Source organism: Ruegeria sp. CG1 (assembly GCF_056537265.1).
Genome location: NZ_JBQFRF010000003.1, coordinates 103311 through 128788, shown reverse-complemented (window position 1 = coordinate 128788; position 25478 = coordinate 103311). Strand labels below are relative to the sequence as shown.

Annotated in this window: 18 protein-coding genes and 1 pseudogene; 10 read left to right on the top strand and 9 right to left on the bottom strand. The window is 55.1% G+C overall.

Features of this window, described 5'->3' with window-relative positions; genetic code table 11:
• Positions 1–391 precede the first annotated feature (391 nt).
• A complete protein-coding gene (locus tag ACR0AU_RS10130) occupies positions 392–4006 on the bottom strand; it encodes an autotransporter domain-containing protein (protein ID WP_170733035.1) in 3615 nt (1204 codons plus the stop codon).
• 513 nt (positions 4007–4519) lie between these two features.
• Here ACR0AU_RS10130 and ACR0AU_RS10125 point away from each other — a divergent pair.
• Positions 4520–5068: a hypothetical protein gene (locus tag ACR0AU_RS10125; protein ID WP_170776242.1), complete on the top strand. Its 549-nt coding sequence runs from the start codon at positions 4520–4522 to the stop codon at positions 5066–5068.
• 101 nt (positions 5069–5169) lie between these two features.
• On the opposite strand, the gene ACR0AU_RS10120 is transcribed toward ACR0AU_RS10125, so the two are convergent.
• The 3 genes from ACR0AU_RS10120 to ACR0AU_RS10110 all read right to left on the bottom strand — a co-directional run bounded on the left by ACR0AU_RS10120 (position 5170) and on the right by ACR0AU_RS10110 (position 7178).
• Positions 5170–6045 (bottom strand): hypothetical protein, encoded by an 876-nt coding sequence (locus ACR0AU_RS10120; RefSeq protein ID WP_170733037.1) that lies wholly within the window; start codon positions 6043–6045, stop codon positions 5170–5172.
• Positions 6046–6143: 98 nt separating this feature from the next.
• On the bottom strand, positions 6144–6407 hold the full coding sequence (locus tag ACR0AU_RS10115; RefSeq protein WP_480795641.1) for a hypothetical protein: 264 nt from the start codon (positions 6405–6407) through the stop codon (positions 6144–6146).
• 69 nt (positions 6408–6476) lie between these two features.
• Positions 6477–7178: an alpha/beta hydrolase gene (locus ACR0AU_RS10110; protein WP_480795640.1), complete on the bottom strand. Its 702-nt coding sequence runs from the start codon at positions 7176–7178 to the stop codon at positions 6477–6479.
• Between the two features lie 142 nt (positions 7179–7320).
• On the opposite strand from ACR0AU_RS10110, the gene ACR0AU_RS10105 reads away from it, so the two are divergent.
• The gene (locus ACR0AU_RS10105; RefSeq protein WP_480439112.1) at positions 7321–8256 is read left to right on the top strand and encodes a LysR family transcriptional regulator; all 936 of its coding nucleotides are present in this window, start codon (positions 7321–7323) and stop codon (positions 8254–8256) included.
• A 352-nt stretch (positions 8257–8608) separates the two neighbouring features.
• Here the strand turns inward: ACR0AU_RS10105 and ACR0AU_RS10100 are convergent, their stop codons facing one another.
• The gene (locus ACR0AU_RS10100; protein WP_480795639.1) at positions 8609–11521 is read right to left on the bottom strand and encodes a VWA domain-containing protein; all 2913 of its coding nucleotides are present in this window, start codon (positions 11519–11521) and stop codon (positions 8609–8611) included.
• A 1310-nt stretch (positions 11522–12831) separates the two neighbouring features.
• On the opposite strand from ACR0AU_RS10100, the gene ACR0AU_RS10095 reads away from it, so the two are divergent.
• The 8 genes from ACR0AU_RS10095 (at position 12832) to ACR0AU_RS10060 (ending at position 20390) form a co-directional block, all read left to right on the top strand.
• Positions 12832–14571 (top strand): ABC transporter substrate-binding protein, encoded by a 1740-nt coding sequence (locus ACR0AU_RS10095; protein WP_170609618.1) that lies wholly within the window; start codon positions 12832–12834, stop codon positions 14569–14571.
• Positions 14572–14652: 81 nt separating this feature from the next.
• Positions 14653–15702 carry an ABC transporter ATP-binding protein gene (locus ACR0AU_RS10090; RefSeq protein WP_480795638.1) on the top strand — a complete coding sequence of 350 codons (1050 nt, stop codon included), beginning with the start codon at positions 14653–14655 and terminating at the stop codon, positions 15700–15702.
• Position 15703: 1 nt separating this feature from the next.
• A complete protein-coding gene (locus ACR0AU_RS10085; RefSeq protein WP_170733043.1) occupies positions 15704–16780 on the top strand; it encodes an ABC transporter ATP-binding protein in 1077 nt (358 codons plus the stop codon).
• A complete protein-coding gene (locus ACR0AU_RS10080; protein ID WP_170392846.1) occupies positions 16777–17640 on the top strand; it encodes a carbohydrate ABC transporter permease in 864 nt (287 codons plus the stop codon). The genes ACR0AU_RS10085 and ACR0AU_RS10080 overlap by 4 nt, the downstream gene beginning before the upstream one ends.
• Positions 17637–18434, top strand: coding sequence for a carbohydrate ABC transporter permease (locus tag ACR0AU_RS10075; RefSeq protein ID WP_058280831.1), 798 nt, complete (start codon positions 17637–17639; stop codon positions 18432–18434). The genes ACR0AU_RS10080 and ACR0AU_RS10075 overlap by 4 nt, the downstream gene beginning before the upstream one ends.
• A gap of 8 nt (positions 18435–18442) precedes the next feature.
• Positions 18443–18844, top strand: a complete 402-nt coding sequence (locus ACR0AU_RS10070) for a DUF2160 domain-containing protein (RefSeq protein WP_170401966.1) — start codon at positions 18443–18445, stop codon at positions 18842–18844.
• Positions 18845–18910: 66 nt separating this feature from the next.
• Positions 18911–19306 carry a BlaI/MecI/CopY family transcriptional regulator gene (locus ACR0AU_RS10065; protein WP_008759241.1) on the top strand — a complete coding sequence of 132 codons (396 nt, stop codon included), beginning with the start codon at positions 18911–18913 and terminating at the stop codon, positions 19304–19306.
• Positions 19293–20390, top strand: coding sequence for a M56 family metallopeptidase (locus tag ACR0AU_RS10060; RefSeq protein ID WP_170401969.1), 1098 nt, complete (start codon positions 19293–19295; stop codon positions 20388–20390). The genes ACR0AU_RS10065 and ACR0AU_RS10060 overlap by 14 nt, the downstream gene beginning before the upstream one ends.
• 673 nt (positions 20391–21063) lie before the next feature.
• Here the strand turns inward: ACR0AU_RS10060 and ACR0AU_RS10055 are convergent.
• The 4 genes and pseudogenes from ACR0AU_RS10055 to ACR0AU_RS10040 form a co-directional block, all read right to left on the bottom strand.
• Positions 21064–21197, bottom strand: a pseudogene (locus ACR0AU_RS10055) (recombinase family protein); the annotation flags it as partial.
• A gap of 24 nt (positions 21198–21221) precedes the next feature.
• Positions 21222–22463 carry a DegT/DnrJ/EryC1/StrS family aminotransferase gene (locus ACR0AU_RS10050; protein WP_170733044.1) on the bottom strand — a complete coding sequence of 414 codons (1242 nt, stop codon included), beginning with the start codon at positions 22461–22463 and terminating at the stop codon, positions 21222–21224.
• Positions 22460–24016 (bottom strand): hypothetical protein, encoded by a 1557-nt coding sequence (locus tag ACR0AU_RS10045; protein ID WP_170776238.1) that lies wholly within the window; start codon positions 24014–24016, stop codon positions 22460–22462. Before ACR0AU_RS10045 ends, ACR0AU_RS10050 begins: the two co-directional genes overlap by 4 nt.
• The gene (locus ACR0AU_RS10040; RefSeq protein WP_480795637.1) at positions 24016–25332 is read right to left on the bottom strand and encodes a polysaccharide deacetylase family protein; all 1317 of its coding nucleotides are present in this window, start codon (positions 25330–25332) and stop codon (positions 24016–24018) included. The genes ACR0AU_RS10045 and ACR0AU_RS10040 overlap by 1 nt, the downstream gene beginning before the upstream one ends.
• Positions 25333–25478: the final 146 nt, after the last annotated feature.

Below are 25478 nucleotides of genomic sequence, written 5' to 3'. Positions count from 1 at the left end.
TTGGATGCATTTGACATTTTATTCTCCACTCTATGGGCACAGGCTAAGTCCGCGCCCTGAACAGAGCGGAGCCCGGGCACCTCGGGCGAGTCTTGACCGTCGTTAGTACCGCTTGCGAACAGCCTAAAGTCCAGTTGTTAACATTAAAATGGGCGGGAAGCTGACATTCTCTGCGGTTGCAAACCTATCCGGTAGCGGAGGCGAAATCCGACCTTCGCGGTCGACGCCTACGGCTAGATTCGAAAATACAAAAAAGCCCCTGTGATTTCGTAGGCGTAGATGGCTTGGACGTGCGTGACGAAACTAAACAGACGCTCCCATGTTAAGGCAGTCAGTTTGAAGAGGCTGTTAAGAACCAACATTTGACCAAACAATACGGCAATTCGTTGGTTTAGAACCTTATGGAAGCCGTGAGTTCTCCGACAACACTGGATCCACCACCAAAGGTTGATTGAAACTCGCCGCTGAAGCCTATCGATCGGTTTCCATCTGCAGAGGTATGTTCAAGCGTAAAGCCAAGAAACCCTGCAGCTGCATCTTCTGTTGAAGCTACGAAAGAAAAGGGTGTCGCTGCTACGATTGCGTCCACATCGTCGGATCCTGCATCAAAAGTTGCATCTACTCCAACGGCCCAGTTCAGGTAGGTACTCGATCCATTTGCGGCCTCGTAGAGGCGGGGCAAGTTCAATTGAGCCCGCGTGTTGAACAGCGAAACGTTCCGATCTTCGACAGTCAGCGGATACGCGGTTCCTGTTTCGGAATATTCATCAAGTTTCAGAAAGACATAGCTTGCGCGTGCACTGAAGAAGGCAGGAATTGGCAAGGCGTTGATGGGTGCCGAGATCGAGAGCGATGGCGAAACGAACGTGCCGTCAAAATCGCCTTTCGCTTCGCCGCCATCAACGTTTCGGGTCGCTTCATTGTCGGTTACGCCAGCAAGAAGCGCTGCGTTGAGGCTGTATCGTCCGTAGTCCCTTTCGAGGTAGACGCCCCCAAAATATGACGTGATATCGGTATCTCCTGCGTCTTGATCCAGCGAGACATGGCTGTCGTCATATCCGACAAGAACACCAAAATCGCTGTTATCGATGAATTCATTCGTCTCGGCACCAACTACGAAACCGTACATACGATGGCTGAATCCAAGATTTGAACCGTCTTCTTCAACATCGCGATCTCCTCCGAAGGCTGAACCCCAGACATATGGGCCGTTATCCTGTTCAACATACCCGAAAGGACCCAGGTTTCTGCTAACCTGGCCACCGGACGAGCCGGACGCATAGGGGCTGGCGGTGTCAATCGTATTGAACACCGCGTCGGTGAGATCGCTGATAAAGGTACCTTGGGCCGCGAATCCCGTCGTATCCACCGAAACCGCAGTGAGGCCATTGTTGGCCACAACGCCGGCCCCTTCAAAATTGACGACTTCGGGGGCGGATGCGAGGTCATTATCGTCACCCGATGCATCAGCAAAATTTACAACCGAATTCATCCCGCGCGCAAAGTTCAACGTGTCAATGTCATTCGGGTTCGTGCCCCCCATGCCATCGTTGCCATTGCCGAAATCGACCGATCCGTTCAGAATCGAGCCGGGCTCGAGATTCAACGTGTCGTTCCCATCGCCGCCATATACGATGGAAAAGCCTTCTCGACCGGTGATGCGGGCGGAGTTTGTGATTATTGCAGCGGCGTTGTTGTCGCGATCTTCGATCTCGATACCGTATTCGAACGCATCAATATTTCCGGTGTTCACAATGGTGATTGAACCGGCTCCGTCCACGTCCACTTCGATCCCGTTATTGTCCAGCGAACGCAACGCCCCGCTGTTGGTCACACGGGCATCGCCGTCACCGTTTAGTTCGATATCGATCGCGTCGGAATCGGCGGTGAGCTGGGCATAGTTCACAATGCTGACATCGCCGCTTCCCTCGACATCCACTTCGATCGCATCGTCTTCGCGAGAGATTATCCGCCCCGAGTTTCTAATGAAGACATCGCCATCTCCGAAGATTTCGGCGTCAATTCCCTCGTCGTTTCTGGCGGTTATGGATGCAGCGTTTGTAATGCTTATGTTGCCGTTCTCGGTCACGTGGGCGAAGATTCCGTCAACTTCGGCATCGATGGTACCGGATGCCGAAATAGTAACATCGCCGTTTCCGTCTATTTCAGCGTTAATGCCATCAATATTTTCCGCCGCAATTTCACCCGACGCTTCAACCGAGATGTTTCCGTCGCCAGCAACAAAGCTGCGGATCCCGTGTTCGCTTGCTTCGATATCACCGTTCATCGTGATCGAGATGTCGCCGTCACCATCAACTTCGGCTTCGATGCCGTCATCCGAACCGGCGCGGATATCACCTGTGACCTGAATGTTGATATCACCGGAGTCCTCGGCATCAGCGTCAATGCCGATCGCATCGCCAGTGATATTGCCCACCACAGTGACGTCAATCACACCTCCGGGGCTGCCGGTTTCCACATCAATTGCATCGCTATCGAGGGATTGGACGTCGCCCGTCACATTGACGGCCACATTCCCGTCCTCCGCGTCAGCAAAGATCGCATGTTCTTCTTCAGCAGAAATGTTGCCGTTGGAATTGACCGTTACGTTGCCTGTTCCATTTGCTACGCCGTAAATCCCGTATTCTCTGCCAGTAATATCCCCGATGCTGTCGACGACGACATCACCAGCGCCATTCACCGTGGCGTTGATACCGTCGCCCGCTGCTGCGCCGCTGACATCGCCCCGGTTCGAAATTGTAATGTCGCCATCATTGGTCAGAAGCGCGCGGATGCCGTCCCTTGCGGACGAAATATTGCCCGACGAAGTGACGTTGATATCTCCGTCTCCACCCCTTTGGCGGGCAAAGATGCCATCAGCGTTGTTGCCAGCTGTTGTGATATTTCCGGTCGAGCGGATCGTGATATCGCCATCACCGTCGTCTTGCCGTGCAAAGATCCCGCGGGCGTTATTTCCAGAAGTCGAGAGACTGCCCTCGGATTCAATGGAGATATCCCCATCGCCGCCATTTTGACGCGCCAAGACGGCGTTCGCGTTGTTTCCTTCTGTTGTGATGTTTCCGGTTGATAGGATCGCGACATCGCCATCGTCATCGCTTTGCTGTCCAAGTATACCGCCAGAGTTGTTTCCAGCCGTTGAGATATTGCCATTCGACACCACCGAGACATCCCCTTCGCCGCCACTCTGAAGAGCGGTGATGCCTGTTGATCGATTTCGAATTGTGCTGATATCGCCCGCTGAGTTGACCGATACCGTGCCGTCTCCACCGTCCTGATTGGCGTAAATTCCGTCTGAACGGCTGCCCGATGTGCTTATACGACCCGCTGAAACCACTGACACATCGCCATCACCACCTTGTTGAGTAGCGCCGATACCGGCGCTTCTGCTGGGTCCGGATGTCGTGATATTGCCGGTCGAGTTAACCGAAATGGCACCGTCACCCTCAAGATCGGACCGAATGCCAAAGGACCGACGTCCGTCGGTTGCAATGTCGCCCGTCGAAGTGATCGAAACATCCCCGTCGCCGTCCGCATCCACAACAATCCCATCCGCGCCGTTCCCCGTCGTGACAATGCCGTCGGTTCCATTCGTCTGGATGTTAAGGGTTACGTTACCTGTTGGTGTGCTGAAAGCCACTCCGTCTGTTCCACCGCCTGGTGCAATTCCCGGAGCAGTCACGTTATTGATATTGAGCGTTTCGATTGCTGGCCCGTTTGCCTGAACACCCGTTGAAACATCTCCCGTACAGGTGGCGAGGTCACCCGCAACACTGCACGAACCGTTTGATGGAGGAACAACCGTTTGCGCGATCGAAGGAGTTGCCACTCCAATCGATGCACCCAAACCTATCGCACCGGCAGCAACTGGAGCAGCGAAAGCGCGATATGCAGCGGATTTTCCTTGATGGTATTTGCTCGTCTGCGCTTTGGAAAGTGCCGCTGTACGACGGCGCGCTTTGCGGTTCAAACCGCTTACTCGTAACATCTTGTTCACCCCTTAAGAGTGGTCGGGAAACCACCGCAACTTTTTTGCGCGAAAACCTCCGCGTATTTGTTAGCAGCAAAAAAAAGATGGCTTTTTGATGTTCCGATTAACGATATATTAACGAATTTCTGACTGGTCTTTTGTATGATGCAATTTGATCACATGCATGCTCTGAAAAAACCGGCCAGCGGCAGCTCCCTACTTGGATCCGGTGGAATGATAGAATTATTCAAATAACCTCCATCTGTCTGCATGAATGCCAAACGGGTTTAGAACTCGTGCCCACTCGAATTTCTGCCGAGCGCTCTTAGCGCAAAACTTCGGATACGCGTCGAATGTCTGCAACGGGCCGTCAGCGTGGTTAGATCTTTGGCGAGATAGGGGCTTGCTGCGGCTTTCCTGGGCGTCGCAAAATGCGGTGGCAAACCGAGAATTAAGGGAGAAGAGACCATCGAAATCTCAATTTCCATTCATCAACGGCATGTACCACTTTAGCTTCTCGCGACGGCGGATTTGAGGCAGAGCAACTACTATCGGAACCCCGGTGGCCACAGGCCAGCTAAAGAACTAATAACTCTGATCGTTCCAAACCACTTTCGTGGGCAAGATGTCCGGTTATCTTGGGCGGATGAGCCGGACGTCAAACTTGAAACGCGTCTTACCGAGCTTGCGATCGAATTGGTTGTATTGGCCGAGACCATTCACCGGGAACATGCCGAGCGCCAGCATGAGTGGTTAATTGAACGCAAACAAGACCATGAGCGAAGAACGAAAGAAGCCGAGTCGGCAAGGCTTGAAGCGCTCCGTGTTAGGAACAAAAAATTTGAGAAAGCGAAACGCAGCATGCTGCTTGGCCATGCCCGCGACCTCGAAGATGCGAGGATATTGTGCCAATTGGTCCAAGACGTGCTGAAGTTAAGGGGCCACGAAACTAATGATCACACAACTGCTTGGGTGGAATTCGTTAGCGAAGAGGCCAATCGGATTGATCCAATTTCGAACGCTAGATACCTTGAAATCATGGTACTAAAGCCTGAGGATTTCACTGAAGACAGCGACTAAATATGCCTTCTGGGAACCGGGACTAGGGCCGTAAAATAGCTCTCGGAGCATATGGTACAGGCGGAAGCCCCACACCACAGAAGCGAGAGTACGCGCGTCTTTTAGTCAAAGTTCTGTATCGCCTGAGACGGCAACTCCGCATAGGATGCGTCATAGAAATAGGTCAGCCAAATCGACCACCCATCGAAGAGTATATCGGAAATCCCACGCGAATGAGACCCGACGCTCAGCGGATCTACGGACCCATCAGTTTCAACGCGCAAGAGCCTCGCATTCGGGTACTTCTCGTGACCCCGGTAACCCCCGACAACAATTGTGCCGTTCACGACTTCAACGGATTCCAAGTTACCAAAGCCGGTTGAAACAGCTACAGCAGTATCTCCGTTGCCTGAATGCGGAACCCAATACAAAGCGCTGTCCCAGGCGTCGTCGCTGCCCCAGGACACAGCGTAAATACCTGTCTCTGCGATTGCAAAGCGGGCGAGACCACTGATGCGCAAATCGCCGAGGTGAGGTTGAATTTGTCCGGTTTGGGCTGCGACCGATAGGAATGCGCCGCGCCCAAAATCACTCACAAGAAGGGTGTCGTCGTCGAGGGCTTCGATATCGTAGAGAAAAACACCATCGTCATCGAGAGCCTGACGCCAGTTTACCGTGCCATCCGAAGCGGTAGAAATGACCTCATTGCCATCCACAATGACAATCTGGTTGCCGGAACGCACCATCCCTGTTGGGTTGCGCAGACCTTGCCCATCCGAGAGTTTGATTTCTTCGGTCGCGCCATCAGGAGTGAGCTTGTAGAGCCCGCCGTTAGTGGCGTCTGAGCTGAACTCTTCATCTGGCCCACCCGGTCCAATCGATACGGTATAGACATCATTTCCCATCGGCAAAACGGCTTCGGTAAAGGGCGGCAGCTCCTGTTCGGCGACAACAGGTAAGGACGTGGTGCAAGTGAACAATAGCGAAAGAACTCTCATCTCAAATATTTCTCCGGTGTATCTGTGCCTTGATGTTGCCGCCCGTTTTTCCGGCAATGATTGTTCCGGGGCGGCGTCAATGAACCGAGCGGTTTGCATCAAAGGGTTCGATTGGAGGCAAGAAAGTGCGGAGCCAGAGCATTGACGGCGGCATCAATGATCAACGGGTCTTCGTAAAACTGAAGCTGGTTGGCGCCGTCGATCCAATACAGCGTCTTCTTTTCTGACGCGATTTCTTCAAAAATGCGGCGGGGAATGACCTGACCGCTTGCCGCTCTGTCGCCATGGATCATCAATACAGGCAGGTTCAGTTGAGGGGCTGTTTCGTCGATCCGCCAGCCCCAAATGCCAGCTTCGCTCATCGCGGTGATGCGGTTTTCCCAACCCCCTTTGAAAGTCAGCCAAGGGGCCCTGTTATCCCATGGTAGGTATCAGTCTGCGATGGCAGTTGCGGTCAGAAGGGCATCCTCAGAGCCGACGATCGGGATGTAGCTTGCTTCCCCCGTTTTTTCGAATTCGGTGGCTGCTTTGGCCGCGCGATCTATGCGTGCTTCAACCTCGGCATCACTGCCAAGGTACATTCTGGCGGTTTCCTCAGTTAGATAGTGGCCCGCGACAACCCCGAGAGAGGCCACGCGACCGTCTGTCACCGCTGTTTCAATCGCCCAGTTGACACCCTGACAGATCCCGAGAAGATGAAGCCGGTTTGCGTCGATGCCTTCTTGGTTTGCGAGAAAACCGAGGGCGGCTTGGCAGTCTTCAACCTTGGCTTCACCAGACTCGTAGCGTCGGGGTGAGCCCGAGCTTTCTCCGTGATAGCGTGGATCGAATATCAGAACTGCCAGCCCGCGCGATGCCAGGCGGGTTGCATATTGCACCGGTGACTGTTCCTTGACGAATGCAACAGGGCCGATGATCACAACTGCCGGGTGAAGTCCTTCCGAAGCAGGTCTCAACAACTTTCCAACAAGGGTTTCCCCAGAGCTGTCAAAGGACACTGTTTCAACATCATAATAGCCAAATGCCGATTGATCTGGGTCACCGGATGCCTCCGCTGTGCTAGCGCGGGCGGCGAAAGCTCCGCTCAAGGATGTTGCAATCGCGATTGAGTTGAACATGCGTCGTGTAATCATTGCTGCTGCCCTTTCGTATACAGTTTGATGGTCTCGACAACCAAACGATCTTGGATCGAGCGCCCCGATCTGGGGGGGCGCCCGGTTAGGCTTCACTTGTCAGTTAACTCGCGACGGACATAATTGGGATGACGCAAATAGCATGATGAGCATGCAAAAAATGAATGACATCTTAACTTCTCTGGATGTTAGGACTCTACGGTTCCTACAGCTCCTGCTTCGCACAAGCAGCGTGACACGCACGGCAATACATCTGGGGATCAGCCAGCCCGCCGCCAGTCGAATCCTCGCCCGGGTACGCGACCTTATTGGAGATCCGGTGCTGATCCGAACGCAGTCCGGATACCAATTAACGGATCATGCTCTGGGCTTGAATGAACCGGTCGATGCTGCCCTGTCGGCGATAGCTGACGTCTTCCAGCCGTCCGCCTTTGATCCGGCACAGTCCAACCATTGCTATCGCATTGCCTCGACAGATTACGGCGTCGCGGCTGTCCTGGGACCCATGATGGAAGTCTTTGCCGTTACCGCACCAGCATTAAGGTTCAATGTCTCGCCACTGGTGCCGCAAAGCTTTACCGATTTGGAAAAAGGAGCAATTGATCTGCTGCTATACGCGGATTTGGATGCGAGGAACGATTTGCTTGTTCAGAAGCTATTTGATGAAACCTACGAAATCCTGTTCCGACAAGGCCATCCGCTTGAAGAACATGCGTCATCAAAACGGGCACTTACTCCGCGAGACGTTTCGGCTTACCGGTTAATCGAGTTCAGTTTTCCGGGCACTTCGGGTCTGAAAACCGATACGATCATGAGGGAAAAAGGAGATGGTTCGAATGCTGTGTTCCAGCAGCCTTACTTCACCACATTACCTTTTTTGGTAGGACAGACGGATGCAGTTGCAGCTGTCCCCAAGCGGCTGGCAAAGCAAGTCCAGAAATTGACCTCTCTTTGTTCAGCTCCGTTTCGGCCGAGTTGTGGCTTCCCTTATTTTCTTGTCCGCCACGAGCGTAGCCGCTTCAATCCAGCGATCAATTGGCTAAGGGAACAAGCATTAGAGATCGCCAAATCCGACTGATCAGATGTTCGAGCTGGGATGATAGTTTGCACGTGAGATCTTCGAAGTACACAAAGGCCATCCAAATCAGCACCCGCCCTTGGGTCCTGACGAAACCACAATCCATAGATGGCAGGTCTGTTGGGTTAAGCTGCAACATCGTCCGTTAAAGTTACATCTCCGCTCAGAGCCGTTCCCCAGATCATCGTCTACTTTCCAGCTTCGCGATTGCAGCGAACGACAGCTTTGACGGTCCGCACCGCGAGAAGGTGACCAGGGTCAAACGGCAGCAATGGGCCCACCTTGCCTCGCCAAGCACCCCGGATCATGCGGATGTTACTCTGCTTCGGAGATTGACCTTTAGGCGCTAGACCTAGCACTCTTTGTCATTGTCGATCAAGAACTCGACGCAGACGCTTTTGATGCGGATCTTGCGTACATCGGAGTCGGGCAAGCCGATGCAATCCAGCAGTTTCTCGGCCTTGTCGAAGCAATCCTTGTCTTCATTGTCGTCGCAAGGCACCGCACCTGCGGGCGGCTGATAGACGCCAGGGGCCCGGTCGGGTTGCTGCACCACGATGCCGGGGCGATCGATGTCTGCGTCCCAAGAGATGTCGACACCATAGCTGCCGTTGCCCCTGTCCTTGACGCGCCCGTCGATCGAGACACCCGGAATGGGGTGAACCTCGAAACTGCCCGGACGTCCGGGTCCGAGGGGATTGCCGTATTTGTCACTCGGCGTCAGGACCAGCGTGCCTTTGCCATCGGAACCTTCAATCACTACATCGGTCTTCTCGGGGTCGATGCCTATCTCGACATGGACCGACCACATGACCTCGCGGGTGGACTGGCAATCGTCGCCATAGCGGGCCGTCGCGCGGAAATCATAGGTGCCTTCGACAACCGAAAAGTCCTTCAGCGGCAAGTTGAAGACGCCGTCCGGGGCCATGGCACCATCGTCATGTGCCCCATCGTCGTGGAGTGCGAATGTCATGCTGTCGGCAACAACCGGCAGTGCGCCTTCCTCGCGTTCGATGGTTTGCAACGTTGCGCGGAATCCACCGAGCGCGTCACCGGTGATGACCGGTTTGGAGATGCCGCGCTCTTGGACCAAGGCCCCAAGCGAGCGGGTGGGAGAGGTCGCCGTCACGTGCACAGTTGTCCCGTGGGGCACGGTTCCGTTCGGGTAGTGCAAACCGACCAGCGGATCGATCCGGTCGCCGGTATAAATGCGCTGCTGGTTTCCAAGGTAGCGCATCTTTGGCCCACCTTCGCACACGACCAGCGAGAAATACTGGACGTCGGTTGGTGGCGGCGGGAATTCGCCCCCGGTTGGCACCCGGTCTACGGTGAAGCTCCAGGTACCGTCGCGTTCGCCACGGAACGGCAGCGGAATGCGGATGAATGCCCAGGTGCGACCTCGCACTTCGGTGAAGCCTTTGCCACCGACGGACTTGCCTTTTGGTGTTTTCACGTGCAGCCGCAGCGGCGTCGAAACCTCGTCCCAGCCGATGGCCACGGTGATTTCCTCTTCGCCGCAGACTTTGAAAGTGTGCGGCGCGGAAACGGTCTGACTGGCACGCAACACGTGTTCGGGGTCGTTCAGAGCACCGCTCTGGAAGATGTCGCCGAAGCAGACGCCGAAGAATTTGCGTAGCGCCAGACCGTCGACAGCCCGGGTGAATTGTCCGCCATGTTCGGCGGCCAAACGACCCAGAAGCGAGCCGTCAATCTGTGCATCGGAGCCGAACCCGATGATGCACAGGCGGGTGTCTCCCAAACTGTCCTCAACCGCCTCGACCATTGGATCGGTGTTCTGCAAACCGTCGGACAGCAGCAGGATCGTCCTATCGTTGCTGGTGCCGGACATCGCCGACAGCGCTTCGCTGAGGCCACCACCGATCGAGGTGTTGCCGCCTGCGGCGATGTCTCCGACCAGCCCCTCGTCAAACGGTGGAGTGTTGCCGACGAGTGTGTTCTTGGCAGCGGCCGTCGCTGTGGGGCCGAGTTCCAGGTTAGGGCTATGGTTAAAAGTCACCAGCCCAAGCCGGTTACCATCGCCGTTTTGCACCAATTGCACAAAGAGGCTGGCCGCATCCTGTGCCTCTTCCAGTTTCGAGCGGCCTGCTGGCGGCGCGTTGCTGTTCATGCTGCCGGATTTGTCGAAGACCAGCATGACATCGAGCGGGTTCGGAGGCGGCGACGGGTTCTCGAGTGTATTGATAATGCCCGCGACCGGTGTAAACCTCACATTGCACGGACCCGGTATAGGCCCCTGGCTGAGCGGCCCGCCGACAAGTTGCCCGGCGGCGTCGAACAGACCCGAGCCCGAACTGCCGCCGGCGAAATCGAACCCGTTGATGGTCGAGGTGTCGCCATCATAGACAACCGACTGTGTTTTCTTCACCGAACCGCCTGGGTGGTGCATCGACAACAGCGTTTCGCCGGCCATCAGGTTGCTGGTCCTGATGGGGATTGGCGCGGGTAAGCTGCCGGGTGCAGCGTCGAGCCGTACGACGACCCAATCGGAGTTGACCGTCGAAGGGCCCGGTGCGGTGCCGGACGCCACCTCTTCGATAACCTTGAAGAAACGCGGAGCATGGCCGCCTGGGCGCGAGCCGTCGCAATTGGGCGCATAATCGAAAGTCACCGATGCGCTACGAACGTCCTCGCCGCTGGCGTCGGTCAGGCAATGGCGCGAGGTCAGAAAAAGATCGCCGACGATCAGCGTGCCCGAGCAACTGCTGACATGCCCAGCGTGCACCAAGAAAATGATGCCGCTGGCGTTCTCGACCTGCGCTTTGACGGCTGGGGAAATGCCCGCGGGCGGTGCGCAATCGGCATTCTGCCAGGCGAACCCGGACGTGCACATCAGCCGCGTCTCATAGATCGGTTCATCGAAGGGATTTGTGTGCAGAAACGGATCGGGGTTCGACAGGCTGCCGGTGAAGGTTCCCGGCGGATTGACTGTTTGGGTCGGTTCGCCGCTGCCGTATTCCAACAGGCGCGCCGAACCGCTGCCACCGACGATCCTGATTTCGATCGGAGCCGTCGCCGCATCGGCAGGGCGTGTCCAGAAATCGCTGGGCGCGCCGGACGAGAACACATCCGTCGTATAGCCAAGGTTCACCTCGAGCCGGGCGCCGCCAGAGAGCGAGACATTGTCGAAATGCAGCATTGCAAATCGCGGACTGCCGATCGGGCTTGGATCAAGCACAAGATTGAGGGGGGATGCATCCGTTACGGCCTGGGATACAGGCACAACGCGGCCAAGGTCATGAGTCATATTGTCCTCCGTCAGCTTTCGCCGCCGCGGCAGGACTGAAGAAGTCTCTGATACTCAAAATCCACAGATGGCCCGGTGCATATGAAATGACATGCACCTTCGAAAATCAGCTTCACTTCACCCGCGCAGCTGCGGTCAAAAAAAATAAAACAATGGGGCATAGTACCAGATGATACTTACTCGCTCAACGGAGGCAGCAGCACAATCATTTACTATTATGCTTTTCAGGCCTTTTTCGAGGCGGCTTACCGCCTAATCCGATCTCGCCTCGCTACAGGTGAGCAGAATTCAAACCAAGTCCTAACTGTCGCTGTCAAACTACCCAACTGCTCAATGAGCTTTTCCATTGACGATTCAATCAAACGCTTGACCTATGTCAGCTTTATGAAATTCCGCACTGTAACGAGAGTGCCGTGTTCAATGGCAGGTTTGGGCCGTCTGTAAGGGCGACCCAGAGGCGTCAGATTTCAATTGCCTCCACCACGGCTAAGGCTTCCTCGAGCTCAACTCCAAGATACCGAAAGGTGTTATCCACCTTTATATGACTGAGCAAGAGCTGAGCTACGCGCAGGTTGACGATTAAGTCTATTTGATCAAGCGCGACTACCAGCACGATCACAGTACAGTGACCAGGAATATTTGCCGCATCCCGCTGTCGGAATTAACTTCGGCCCCGCTGGACGGTCCCCTGCCCGTTGTCAGCAAGCAAACGATCCTCGACATGCTGCCCGACTTGGCCTCGACGAGAGGTAGTTCTGAACAAGATCGAAGGTCTGGCCATCCCGCCTTGAAGCGAGGCGTTTGTGATGACTGACAATGACGGCGTCGACGATGCCGCACCCGGCGTTTGGAGGTGCCTTTTTCTTCTGCAATCTCAGAAAACGTTAGCCATCGACGATCATCACCAGCCACTGACGCACTTTGATGACACTGTGAACAGGTATTTGATCAATCTGGGGCGGCTCATCGCCAAGATGCAGTTTCATTTCCACGCCTTTCCGGTGCATCCGGTATAGCACTGCTATGGTTGGTTCAGCGTTGGGTTCCACCCAATTTGCATTGGAACAGCAAGCGCTAAGCTCACTTCAGAATTGGGTGTTTCGCGATGCTTTCAGCACCTACGGACACCATTTGTTTGAGCGTATATTCTACTTCCAACACGCCGCAAGCAGGTATTATTATTATTTATCAAGCGCTTAAATTTGTTATCTCTTATTACTAAAATTTTAGTTTGACAGCAGCGCCGAATATCATCGATGCTGTTTGCCATCCGGTCTGCACCGGATCACATAATCTTTGGGAGGAGACAGATGCGGAGACATCTACTTTCCGCCGTGGCGGCAGCGGCCGTCATTGCGGGGCATGGTCCTGCTTGGGCCGACGAAGCCGCAGCACAACGTTGGATCGACGACGAATTCCAGCCATCGACCTTGTCGAAGGATGAACAGTTGTCCGAAATGAAGTGGTTCATCGATGCTGCACAACCGTACTCGGGAATGGAAATCAATGTCCTGTCCGAGGGTATCCCGACGCATTCCTATGAATCCGAGGTTCTGACCAAGGCGTTCGAGGAAATAACCGGGATCAAGGTCAATCACCAGATTCTCGGCGAAGGCGAAGTGGTTCAGGCCGTACAGACTCAGCTACAAACCGGACGGAATCTGTATGATGGCTATGTCAACGACAGCGACCTGATCGGCACGCACTCGCGCCTGCAGCTGGCCTATCCGCTGACCGACATGATGGCAGGCGACTGGGCAGCGACAACCTCACCGACGCTGGATCTGGATGACTTCATGGGCATTCAGTTCACCACCGGCCCTGATGGCAAGCTGTATCAATTGCCTGACCAGCAGTTTGCGAACCTATATTGGTTCCGCAAGGACTGGTTCGATGACGAAGCCAACAAGGCCGCGTTCAAAGAGAAATACGGCTATGATCTAGGCGTTCCGGTCAACTGGTCGGCCTACGAAGACATCGCCGAGTTCTTCACCAATGACGTGAAAGAAGTCGATGGCACCACGATCTATGGCCACATGGATTATGGTAAGCGCGCGCCTGACCTCGGCTGGCGCATGACTGACGCCTGGCTGTCGATGGCCGGCGCCGGTGACGTGGGTGAACCGAACGGCGTTCCCGTCGACGAATGGGGCATCCGCATGGAAGCGGGCACCTGTAACCCTGTTGGCGCGTCCGTTTCGCGTGGTGGTGCTGCGAACGGCCCGGCTGCGGTCTATGCGATCCGCAAGTGGGATGAATGGCTGCGGGCTTATGCGCCTCCGGGTGCGGCGTCTTATGACTTCTACCAGTCGTTGCCAGCGCTTAGCCAAGGCAACGTGGCTCAGCAGATCTTCTGGTACACCGCCTTCACCGCAGACATGGTGAAGCCGAAGTCCGAAGGCAACAACACCGTGGATGACGAAGGCACGCCGCTGTGGCGGATGGCGCCCAGCCCGCACGGCCCCTATTGGGAAGAAGGCCAGAAGGTTGGTTATCAGGACGTGGGGTCGTGGACCTTCCTGAAGTCGACGCCTGCGGATCGTGCTCAGGCGGCTTGGCTCTATGCCCAATTCGTGACGTCCAAGACTGTCGACGTGAAGAAATCCCATGTGGGCCTAACCTTCATCCGCGACAGCTCGGTCAACCACGAGTCGTTCACCGAGCGCGCACCCAAGCTGGGTGGTCTGGTCGAGTTCTACCGCTCACCCGACCGTGTGGCATGGTCACCGACCGGCATCAACGTGCCGGACTATCCGAAGCTGGCCCAGATCTGGTGGCAGCAGATCGGTGACGTGAACTCGGGCGCCTTCACCCCGCAAGAGGCGATGGACCGTCTGGCAGAAGAGATGGACATCACTATGGCCCGGATGCAGGCCGCTGACGAAAGCGCCGGTGTCTACGGTGGCTGTGGCCCGCGTCTGAACGAGCCGCAGGATGCCGCCTTCTGGTTGGAAAAGCCGGGCTCGCCCAAGGCCAAGCTTGAGAACGAAAAGCCGCAGGGCCAGACCGTCAACTATGACGAACTGGTTCAGCGCTGGCAGTCTCAGTAAGCAAACGAAACCGGGGGTGCCGTGTGCGGCATCCCCACCCCAAGGCCAGTGCGACGCACTGAAGGACCGGAACCCACGGACATGATCGAACTTAAAGACGCCACCAAACGGGTTGGCAATGTCATCCATATCAAGCCTACGAACCTGACGCTCAAGACTGGCCATTTCAATGTGCTGTTGGGCGCTACGGGGTCGGGCAAAACCTCGCTGATCAAGATGATGGCAGGGCTGGACCCGATCGCCTCGGGCAAAGTTCTGATGGACGGGCAGGACGTCACCAAGCTGAACACGCAAAAGCGGCAGATCAGTTTGGTACACCAGTTCTTCGTGAACTACCCGCATATGACCGTTTTCGACAACATCGCCTCGCCCTTACGCGTGGCGGGGATGGCAAAATCCGAAATCGAAGGCCGCGTCGAAGAGGCCGCCAACTTGCTGCAGTTGCGCCCAATGCTACAGCGCCGTCCGCATGAGTTGTCAGGTGGCCAGCAGCAGCGTACCGCGCTGGCCCGCGCGATTGCAAAGGAAAGCCGCGCAGTGTTTCTTGACGAACCACTGGCCAACCTCGATTACAAGCTGCGTGAAGAACTGCGTGAAGAACTGCCCGACCTGTTCGCCGGGCGCGGGGCCGTGGTGGTCTATGCCACCTCGGAACCGGAAGAGGCGTTGATGCTTGGCGGCTACACCGCTTTGATGGAGGACGGACGCGTCACCCAATTTGGCCCCACCTCAGATATCTATCGCAACCCCGAGAACATCTCTGCAGCTCGTGTGTTCTCTGACCCGCCCATCAATGTGGCGCGCATCACTGTGTCTGATGCGCAGGCGCAATTGGTCGGCGGTGGTGGCTGGAAAGTCACCGACATAGCCGATGGTGACTACTTGGTCGCCGTGCGTCCGCACCGGGTGACCCCGTTCCGCTCTTCCGACGCCGACGTGGAGCTGACCGGGCGTGTCATCGTGACCGAGCTTTCGGGCTCGGATTCCAGCGCGCACTTCCAACATGGGGATGAGGCGTGGGTATCCCTGGCCTCGGGTGTCCATCCCTATCAGGTGGGTGAAGACCACAGCTTCTACATGAACCCGGCCCATTGCCGGTATTTCGGCCAAGACGGCAAAAGGATAGCCTGACATGGCACAGATCAAGCTTGCAAACCTGCGACACAGCTATTTCCCCAATCCCAAGGGGCCACAGGATTACGCCCTGAAGGAAATCGACGTCACCTGGCGCGACGGCGGGGCCTATGCGCTGCTGGGACCATCAGGATGCGGCAAGTCAACGCTGCTGAACATCATCTCGGGGTTGCTGACGCCTTCCGAGGGACAGATTCTGTTCGATGGTCAGAACGTTACTGCCTTGCCCCCAGATCAACGCAACATTGCGCAGGTGTTCCAGTTCCCGGTGATCTACGACACGATGACTGTGGGCGAAAATCTGGCCTTCCCGTTGAAGAACCGGGGGGTTGACCCGGCAACGATCAAACGTCGCGTCGATGAGATTGCAGAAATGCTGGACGTTACGGATATGTTGAATACCCGGGCCTCAGGTCTGAGCCCGGACAACAAACAGAAAATCTCGATGGGTCGTGGGTTGGTGCGCGACGACGTGAACGCGGTGATGTTCGATGAGCCGCTGACTGTTATCGACCCACATCTGAAATGGAAACTGCGGTCCAAGCTGAAAGAGCTGCACCAGCGCGTCAAAGCCACGATGATCTACGTCACGCACGACCAGACCGAGGCGCTGACCTTCGCGGACGAAGTTGTCGTGATGCAGGAGGGCGAAGTCGTGCAGATCGGCACCCCTGTGGAACTGTTCGAGCGCCCTCAGCACACATTTGTCGGCCATTTCATCGGCTCACCCGGCATGAATGTGCTGCCATGCGAAGCGAAGGGCGATCGGGCCCTATTCGAAGGCCATGAAGTGATGCTGGAAGGCCAGACCCACGGTGACGGAGGCCGCACCGATCTGGGTATCCGGCCTGAATATATAAGCTTTGGCGAAACCGGCATCCCTGCCCATGTCACCAAGGTCGCAGATATCGGGCGACACTATGTGGTCAGTGCCATGGTCGGTGATACGCCGGTGAAAGCCGTAGCAGAACACAATGCGCCCAACCCTGGCCAACATGTGTACCTGCAATTCAAACCCGAACAATCTCGCGTCTACCGCGACGGCTGGATCGCAACCGAGGAGCGGACGCAATGAGAACGGAAAACCAAAAAGCATGGTTCTTTGTCCTGCCGGTGCTGGCGCTGGTCGCGTTTAATGCGCTGGTGCCGATGATGACGGTGGTCAACTATTCGGTGCAGGAGACCTTCGGTAACAACCAGTTCTTCTGGGAAGGACTGGGCTGGTTCGAACAGATCCTGCGTTCCGACCGGTTTCAGGCGGCTCTGGGACGGCAGTTCCTGTTCACCTTTCTGATCCTGCTGATCGAGGTGCCGCTTGGTATCATCGTGGCGCTTTCCATGCCACGCAAAGGGTTCTGGGTGCCGGTCTGTCTGGTCCTGATGGCCCTGCCGATGCTGATCCCGTGGAATGTGGTCGGCTCGATGTGGAATATCTTCACTCTGCCCAAGATCGGCTTGCTGGGGTACTTCCTGAATGACGTCCTGGGCATCAACTATGACATGACGCAGCAACCTTTGTCGGCCTGGATCACGGTCATCGTGATGGATGTCTGGCACTGGACCTCATTGGTCGTGCTGCTGTGCTATGCCGGCCTCGTGTCGATCCCGGATGCCTATTATCAGGCTGCTAAGATCGACGGCGCGAGCCCCTGGTCAGTATTCCGTTATATTCAGCTGCCCAAGATGAAAACCGTCCTGACCATCGCCGTTCTGCTGCGGTTTATGGACAGTTTCAACATCTATACCGAGCCTTTCGTTCTGACCGGCGGTGGCCCCGGCAACTCAACCACTTTACTGTCGATCGACCTTGTGAAGATCGCGCTGGGACAGTTCGACCTTGGCCCTGCGGCCGCGATGAGCCTGATCTACTTCGCCATCACGCTGCTGGTCAGCTGGGTCTTCTACACTCTGATGACAAAGGATGACGCGCAATGAAGAAGCGGTCCCTTATCCCGATCCTCTATATCGCGTTCCTGATGCTGCCAATCTATTGGCTGGTGGCGATGTCCTTCAAGACCACGAACGAGATCCTGTCGGGCTTTTCCCTGTTCCCCCAGACCTTCACGCTGGAGAACTACATTACCATCTTCACCGATCCGACGTGGTATTGGGGCTATATCAACTCGATAATCTACGTGACGATCAACACGGTGCTGTCGGTCTGTGTAGCGCTGCCAGCGGCCTATGCGTTCTCGCGCTATCGGTTTCTGGGCGACAAGCAGTTATTCTTCTGGCTGCTGACCAACCGGATGGCGCCAGCGGCGGTGTTCGCGCTGCCCTTCTTCCAGCTCTATTCGTCAATCCACCTGTTCGACACTTATCTGGCCGTGGCGCTCGCGCACACGCTGTTCAACGTGCCGCTGGCGGTCTGGATTCTCGAAGGCTTCATGCGCGGCATCCCGAAAGAATTGGATGAGACAGCCTATGTCGACGGCTATTCTTTCCCACGCTTCTTCGTGACGATCTTCCTGCCCAACATCAAAGCGGGTGTCGGCGTCGCGGCCTTCTTCTGCTTCATGTTTTCATGGGTCGAGATGCTGCTGGCCAAGACCCTCACCGCGGTCGAGGCCAAGCCCATCGCCGCCGTGATGACCCGCACCGCCTCCAGCGCGGGGTATGAGTTGGGTCTGCTGGCAGCAGCCGGAACACTGACCATTATCCCTGGTGCCATTGTCATCTGGTTTGTCCGCAACTACATCGCGCGCGGTTTCGCGATGGGCCGTGTGTGAGGTTCGATATGCGTAGACTTCTTCTCACCCTCCCCTTCCTGCCTTCGATGGCATTCGCCCAGCAAGCCGGATGGGGCAATGTTGGCCAGCAAGAGGAAAAGGGATTCTCGTGGACCGCCCCTCTTTGGCCTGATTTCTGGATGGCCTGGACCCCGGCGACGTTGGCGGTATTCGTGGGTATCTTCGCGGCCATCGCATTAATTGGACTATTGGAAGGGTTCAAGTTCCGCGACGGCCTTGAACGTCGCGGTGTACTTGGTCTGACAACCACGTTGGGCGATCGGTTGTTCATAACACTGCTCGGCTCGACCTATATCTTCCTGGCCTGGCTTGGGCTGGTAGGCCAACCTGTATGGACGCCTCTTTTCCTGTCCATCGGTTGGGGCGTCTTCGTCTTCTGGAAAGTTTAAGCTTTGAGAAACAGCGAAAGGATGCTTGTCTGTCAGGCATACTAAATAATGGCGACACCGAGATCGATGCGAAAGAAAAAGACAACAAATCTTCTGACCGACGTGGAACTTGAGTTCATGAACGAACTCTGGGCGCTTGGTCAGGGCTCGGTCCGTGAAGTCCTTGATCGCCTGCCACCTGATCGCAATCTGGCCTACACTTCCGGAGCCACAATTTTGCGTATTCTTGATGAAAAGGGCTTTGTCGAAAGCGAGAAGAACGGCAAGTCGCTGATCTACAGACCCCTTCTGGAGAAGGACAGGTATCAGTCGCGGTCGTTGCAGAATTTGTCCCGGACCCTGTTTGACGACACGCCCGCAACTCTGGTGGCAAGGCTGGTCGATGATGAGGGGCTGACAGAAGATGATCTAGAGGAGATTCGAGCACTGGTAGAGAGGAGACTGCAAAATGACAGCGGTTAAACCGGTTCTCGATGCGTTTCTCGAGTTCAACATAGTGCTTGGATTGTCGGCGCTGATCTGGCTGGCCGTGCGCGGAGGCCTTGCGCTGACGCCCATGCGGTACGGCTTTGTTGCTCAGCTTCGTTCGCTCAAGATACTCTGCATCGGCGTTATGCTCAGCCCGGTTCTGGCGATGGGTGTTTCGGGTTTTGTTGCTCAGGTATGGCCCGGACGGGTTGTTGCGCTGGGGGATATCGCAGTGGCAGCCTATTTGCGCGGCGAAATCGCAATGCCGGCTGCGCAGTTCGAAACCCTTCTGAACACGCGCGAACGCTGGGTTGATCATGTCATGTCAGGCGGCTCTGTTTTTGTGACTTGTGCGTTGATTACACTGGTTTTGGTGGCGGCTGTTCTGGCAATTCGGGTTGCCCTCAACGCGCTTGCAATTCGCAACGCTGTAAGCTCCAGCTTTCTATGGCGACAATCGGCCAAAGTGGACATTCGTCTTTCGGATCGCGTGACCGTACCCTTTGCAGTACGCGGCCTTCGCCGCCGCCACGTTGTTTTGCCCAGCCATCTACTGAACTCGCCACGCGATCTGCGCTTTGCTCTGGCGCACGAGTTTCAGCACATCCGCGCATTGGACGTGGAATGGGAACTGGGTTTCGAGCTTTTACGCCCGTTGCTGTTCTGGAACCCGGCCTATCTGGCTATGAAGCATCAGTTTGACCGGCTTCGCGAATTGGCCTGCGATCAGTCTGTCGTCTCGCGTAAAGGGATTGACGCGACCGACTATACCGCCTGTTTACTGGACTACTGCACACGATCGGTTAAGCTAAAAAGCCCTCGCATTCTTCATGTGGCCTTGGTTAACGGGCCGAAAGCAAAGCATGTTCTGCGACAGCGTGTGATCGCCCTGACCGATGCACCAGTGACGACGACCCAATTGTCGGCTATTTTCGTTGGGTCGGCGCTTTCCCTTGTTGTTGTGCTTGCAATTGGTTCGGCCTCGGTTCGTCAAACTCAGGATTGGAGCCATGATCGTCTTATGCTTTCGACGGTTGTAAACCTTGAACGGCTGGAAGCTCGTAATCAGGGGAATTAACTGGCCGTAGTGTATGTCCAATGAGGGCTGGGGGGTTACACTTGCGGTTACTGCTAGCAAGTTAGTCACAGATTCTGCGCTAAAGTGCTGCTGATTTTCAATAAGTCTGGTTTTGAGGTATCGCTGTCAGCGGCTTTAACGCTGGCGTCCGCGTTGCTCGATATTGATCGACCGAGAACGATTCGATAGCAATTTATGCCATTCCAACCTGCTACAACGCAGCATCGCCATTTCTAAATCAAGGTCTGGTTATACTTCGGTGCTGTGAACGTTCCAAGTTTGGCAGAGAGCTCTTACAACGCCTTCTTATCCGCTATGCGAGCCATTGAAACGCCCCGAAGACGATCTGCCAGCGTACTCGGTCATTCAGCATAGTGAGTGTGTTGTAAACCTTTGTTGTCCCAATTGATCGTGGACAACCGCGCCCGCAGTTGCGCCGGAAACATTCGATGATTTGATTTGCCTGTCGGGGCTGAACCCTTGGGATGCGAAGCAGCTTCTACTCAGAAACCCGCGAACTTCTCAGCGCTGTTCCATTGAAGTTCGCCTTCTATCAGCCCTGACTGCACAAATCACGGATGGAATGCCATCATCAGAAGTGCCTTTCTGCCTCTTTTTCATCCATCTTTAGCAGCGATCTTCCATCTGCGAGGTATCCGCAGGCTGCATCTCAACCCATCCACAACTCATTTCGTTTGGAAGCAGCAATCTTGTCTCGAATGCGCTCTGCGGTCACCTCTCGTACAAACTGCGCAAAGCGAGCAAGACGCTCAGCGTCAATCGTCCCACGCTGGTTGCTTTATTGAATCTTCAAGAACTTCTGGATCGAACTTACTTTAACACGCAGGTTCTCGGGGCTTCTGCACGTAATCTCAGCAAACTACCCGTGATCAATTCTGCGATTTCTAACGCCTCAGCTGGCTTGAGATCACGCTGCAATGGCAAATTAATCATGGTTCCTGGCCATTCTGCAGCATGACGTGGGCCGATGCAGCGCCTTGCATTAAATGCTTGGTGATCAGGGCAATGATATTCGATGAGATGCCCCAATTGGACACCATTCTTACGCAAGTCCTCAATGAGGGCGGGTGCGAATTTGGTCCGAACGGCAAAATGCGAGTAACTGGCGCCAGCAAGGTTGGGTGGCAGGATAAAATCCTCTGCTTCAGTCGAAGACAATGCGTCAAAATATATCTTCGCGACCGCACGCCGATGCGCGACAATGTCTTTGTACTTGCCGCATTGCAGTTGCCCGACCCGCGCTTCTATAGCTGTCATCCCGTCGAGATAGTCTGAAGGCATCATAACGGTTTCTTCAGAATAGTAGGTTGTGAACTTACTTAAGGCGCCAATACGCTCAAGCCAGTTTACTGCACCATATACCGGACGGGTGAATGCGGTCCAAGCCGCCAGCACATAAGCTCTGCGTGCAAGGTTTTTCTTTACTCCCGGGGCGCGTATCTGCTCGGCACAAAGCACTCGCAGGCGTTCGGCAAGCGCCACGTCGTTTGTTGTAACCATGCCACCAAAGATCGAGGACATCGTCTTGGATATGTTGAGTCCGAAGAAGGCCGCATCACCCATTGCCACCACCGATTCCCCGTCCCACTCGGCTGCAAAGCTGTGGGCGCAGTCCTGGATTACTTTGATCTGCGGATGACGCGCACGAAATGACGCTAGTTTCTTAGCATTTATGGGATGTCCAAAAATCGAGGTTGCGACAAAGGCGCTTGTACGTGGGCCGACTGCTTCTTCCAGCAGATCAAAATCCACGTTGTAGTCGGCAGCCGAGCAATCGACGAATACAGTTTGGTTGCCACTTTTTTCGATCGCTTCGGGAACGACAAGGCAGGTGTAAGATGGGCACAGCACTTCGTCTCCTTCAAAACCAAACGCTTTCAGCAGCATGATCAGGCCAGTGCGCCCATAAGGCATTGCAATGGCATACCGCTGGTCAAAGAGCCCAGCAAAATCTAATTCGAACTTTGCGATTTCCTTTTCACGCCCAAGTAATGGGCTGAATGCAGCACGAAGCTCCGCGGCACCAAAATCCGCCTTGAAACGCGGAATCATCGGGTATCGTCCGATCTTTGCCAATATCCTTGGCTGGCCATGTGTATCGCCCTGAATTTAGAGGCTTTGGTTTGCTTGTAACCGGCAGGTGCTTGAACCGTATCTTGCAGGTTCAGATCGTGACCAAGGGTTATCAACCGTGTAACTCTACCCTTCGCCTTAGGCACTTTGGTGACAAGGAAGGCAGCGAGCGCTTTTTTGATCGTATTTCCCAATGCGACAGTGCGGAAAAAGGTAAGTGACAGTATTCGAAGAATGATAAAGCGGAAAGGAGTTGGTAACTGTGCACGTGCTGGCCGTAGATCTGATGAAATCTGCACCGTAGCATCCAGAACTTGAAGTTCGGAATTCTGATCCAGGTATTGCGAAGTCAAAGGCGCAGACCCACGTTTGGTACAAACTGTGCCCTCGTCTTCGCGGACAGCTATGCCGTTTTGGAAATGAAGCAAGGCGCCACCTTTCTTTGTGGCGATGACGGTGTAGTGTGTCTCCCCTACGTCGATCAACAATCCAGCATCTTCAAAATGAACCCGAAGGCCGGCTTGCGTGGCGGGAAGGCCCAAGGGGGTTGGGCGGCAGCTGTTGGCGCGCCGCTCAACAGCTGCCCAGACGTAATCATTGAATAGCGGAACCAAATTATGGGCATCCATAGTATCCAGCGTAACCAGTGCATGACGAGAGATCGAGTTGCGAACAAAAATCGCCATGCTGTGTGCTGACGGCATTTCGTGGGCAAGCGCCTCAAATCCGGCAGGAAAGCAGAACCGGGTCATACGACTGCCATAAACTCCGCCGTATGACCCGTCGGGATGTGCAAAATGCATCAAAAAAGTACATCCTTGTTCCAACGCATCACCAAGTGCCCAATCAGGGCGCCGCTTATGCACCTCGGCAAGCGCACTCATAAGCCAACTTTGATAGCCCGGATCAGCCCCATTATACTCACGGAACCAGCCTTCGGTCGAACGATGCTGCAGAATTCGGTTCATAAACTCCTTCGCACGTACGCTTTGGTCTTCGCCTGTGCGGTCTTCCCACATTACCAGCGCAAGGACCGCAACGGCGAGATGGTTTGATATGATCCCGTGAAACTCGTCTTGGCGATGCAGAAATGCAATCCACGGCGCGACGACGGCTTCGACCGCTTGCTGCTCTTGTGCAGTCAGTCGGTCGCCGAGCAGATCCAGCGCAGTCAGGACGTCCGCAGCAACAAGAGCGGTGACGCAAAATGACCCTTCATTTGGAAGCGCTTCAGATAGTGATCCGTTACGATCGGTAGCTTCATTCGCTCCGTGGATGATCTGTATGATCCGTTCGATCACCGATCTCGCGCTAATCCCATCCGGCAGGAGATCCGCGCAGACAAGCCGCGCGAGCCCGTTAACCGCACCTTGTTGTGTGGCATTGGGAAAGTCCTTGAGTTTCCAAGCCCAATAAGTTCGATCACCCATACCAAGCGTTGGCGAAAGCGGATCTGTGTCAAAGAGTGCCAGAAGTCGTGGCAACGCCCTGTGCACCTGTTGAAGATATGGGCAATGGACCTTGTCTATCATTAAAGATCTTCCTTGGAGCCAGGCAGGCGAGACAGGAGATAGGTGTAGTCGTCCCCCCAGCCGTAGTCCTTAGGGTGAAACACTCTCTGATGCCAGACCACCGTGGCGATCCCGTGCACGGCTTTCACCTCGCCCAACCACCGATCGATTGTGGCACGTCGCGTTTGCTCGTCTGAAACATGATAATCGAACAAATGTGAATCCATAAGGATCATGGGTATACTACGCAAGTGCTCTGAGGCGCGCTTTTCTGGTGCTATCCACGCCGGTATGCACATTGCTGCACCATTGCGAAATCCTGGGCGATCATTGAAACCTAATGTGGTATCACGCAATAGCCCCGCCTTTTCTTGCGCCCGCCAGGTGTCTGCCCAACTGAAGCGCAGCCAATGCTGGCGGATTTCTACGACCGACAAACCTGTTGCTGAGCGTATGCGATCCATTTCGGCGCGCAATTGTCCTGCATCGGCAAACACGTCGAAGGATGGATGGACTCCGATCGTAAAGCCGTTCGCGGCCAATTTGCGCAACTCATGTGCAATTGACGGAGATGTCACATCATAGCCGGGATCCATCAGATAGCGTTTTGGCCCGCGTATCCGTCGCGATTTCCCACCGTGGAAGTTGAATGTGCTGACCTGTCCGAAACTTTGCTCAAGGGCAGCAATATGCGCCAAGTAATTATAATCGGCCGGACGCAAGAAAAAACCAGTCCCTTTGACCAATCGCTTTACAGCGTCACGAAGCGCACCTTGCCGTGCAAGCTTAAGGGCGTTGAACCCGTCAAAGGCCAGCGCTTTGATCCTTATTGGCAAGGTTTTTTGTAATGCATCAACATCATGCGTGAGCAAAATTTCCGCCCCACGTAACGCACCAAACATATCAGCTTCGTTTCGCCCTGCCTTCCAGGCAGCCCAGCGCCGCAGAAAAAGTAGAATACGGTTTACCCAAGCATGGTCCCAGAGTGATGTAAGTGTCTTAGGTAGCCGATAGGCATAGGAATGACAGGGGCCCATTCTCTGTTCGTAATGGCGTTCAGCTTCGCAAGTCAGAAATGAAAAACAAGCACGCCACCAATCGCAGCACTCCCAGTCCGCACCTTCACCTGTTACACAAAAGGCTGGCGCCATCAGATGCGAGGGCTGGCCGACACCAATATCCGCGGCCCAGTCCGGCAGGCAAATGCGGACAAGCGGCCAATCGAATGGCTTTGAAGTAGTCGGTATTGGAAGGTCAATCAGGGCATCCTTCGTCGCCTCGGCACAATAGCGCTCAGCACTTTGCAAGACGAACTGGACAACCACATTATTAGACATGAGGGGTCTCACAAAAAGGACTAGAACAGCACCCAGTTAGCAGATATAGAACGGAAGCACACCCTTGCTGATCGCAGTTCCGACACCGTGAAAGACCTCCATGAAAAAACCTGCGCTGGCAACCCTTTGCGGGTCTCTATGAAATT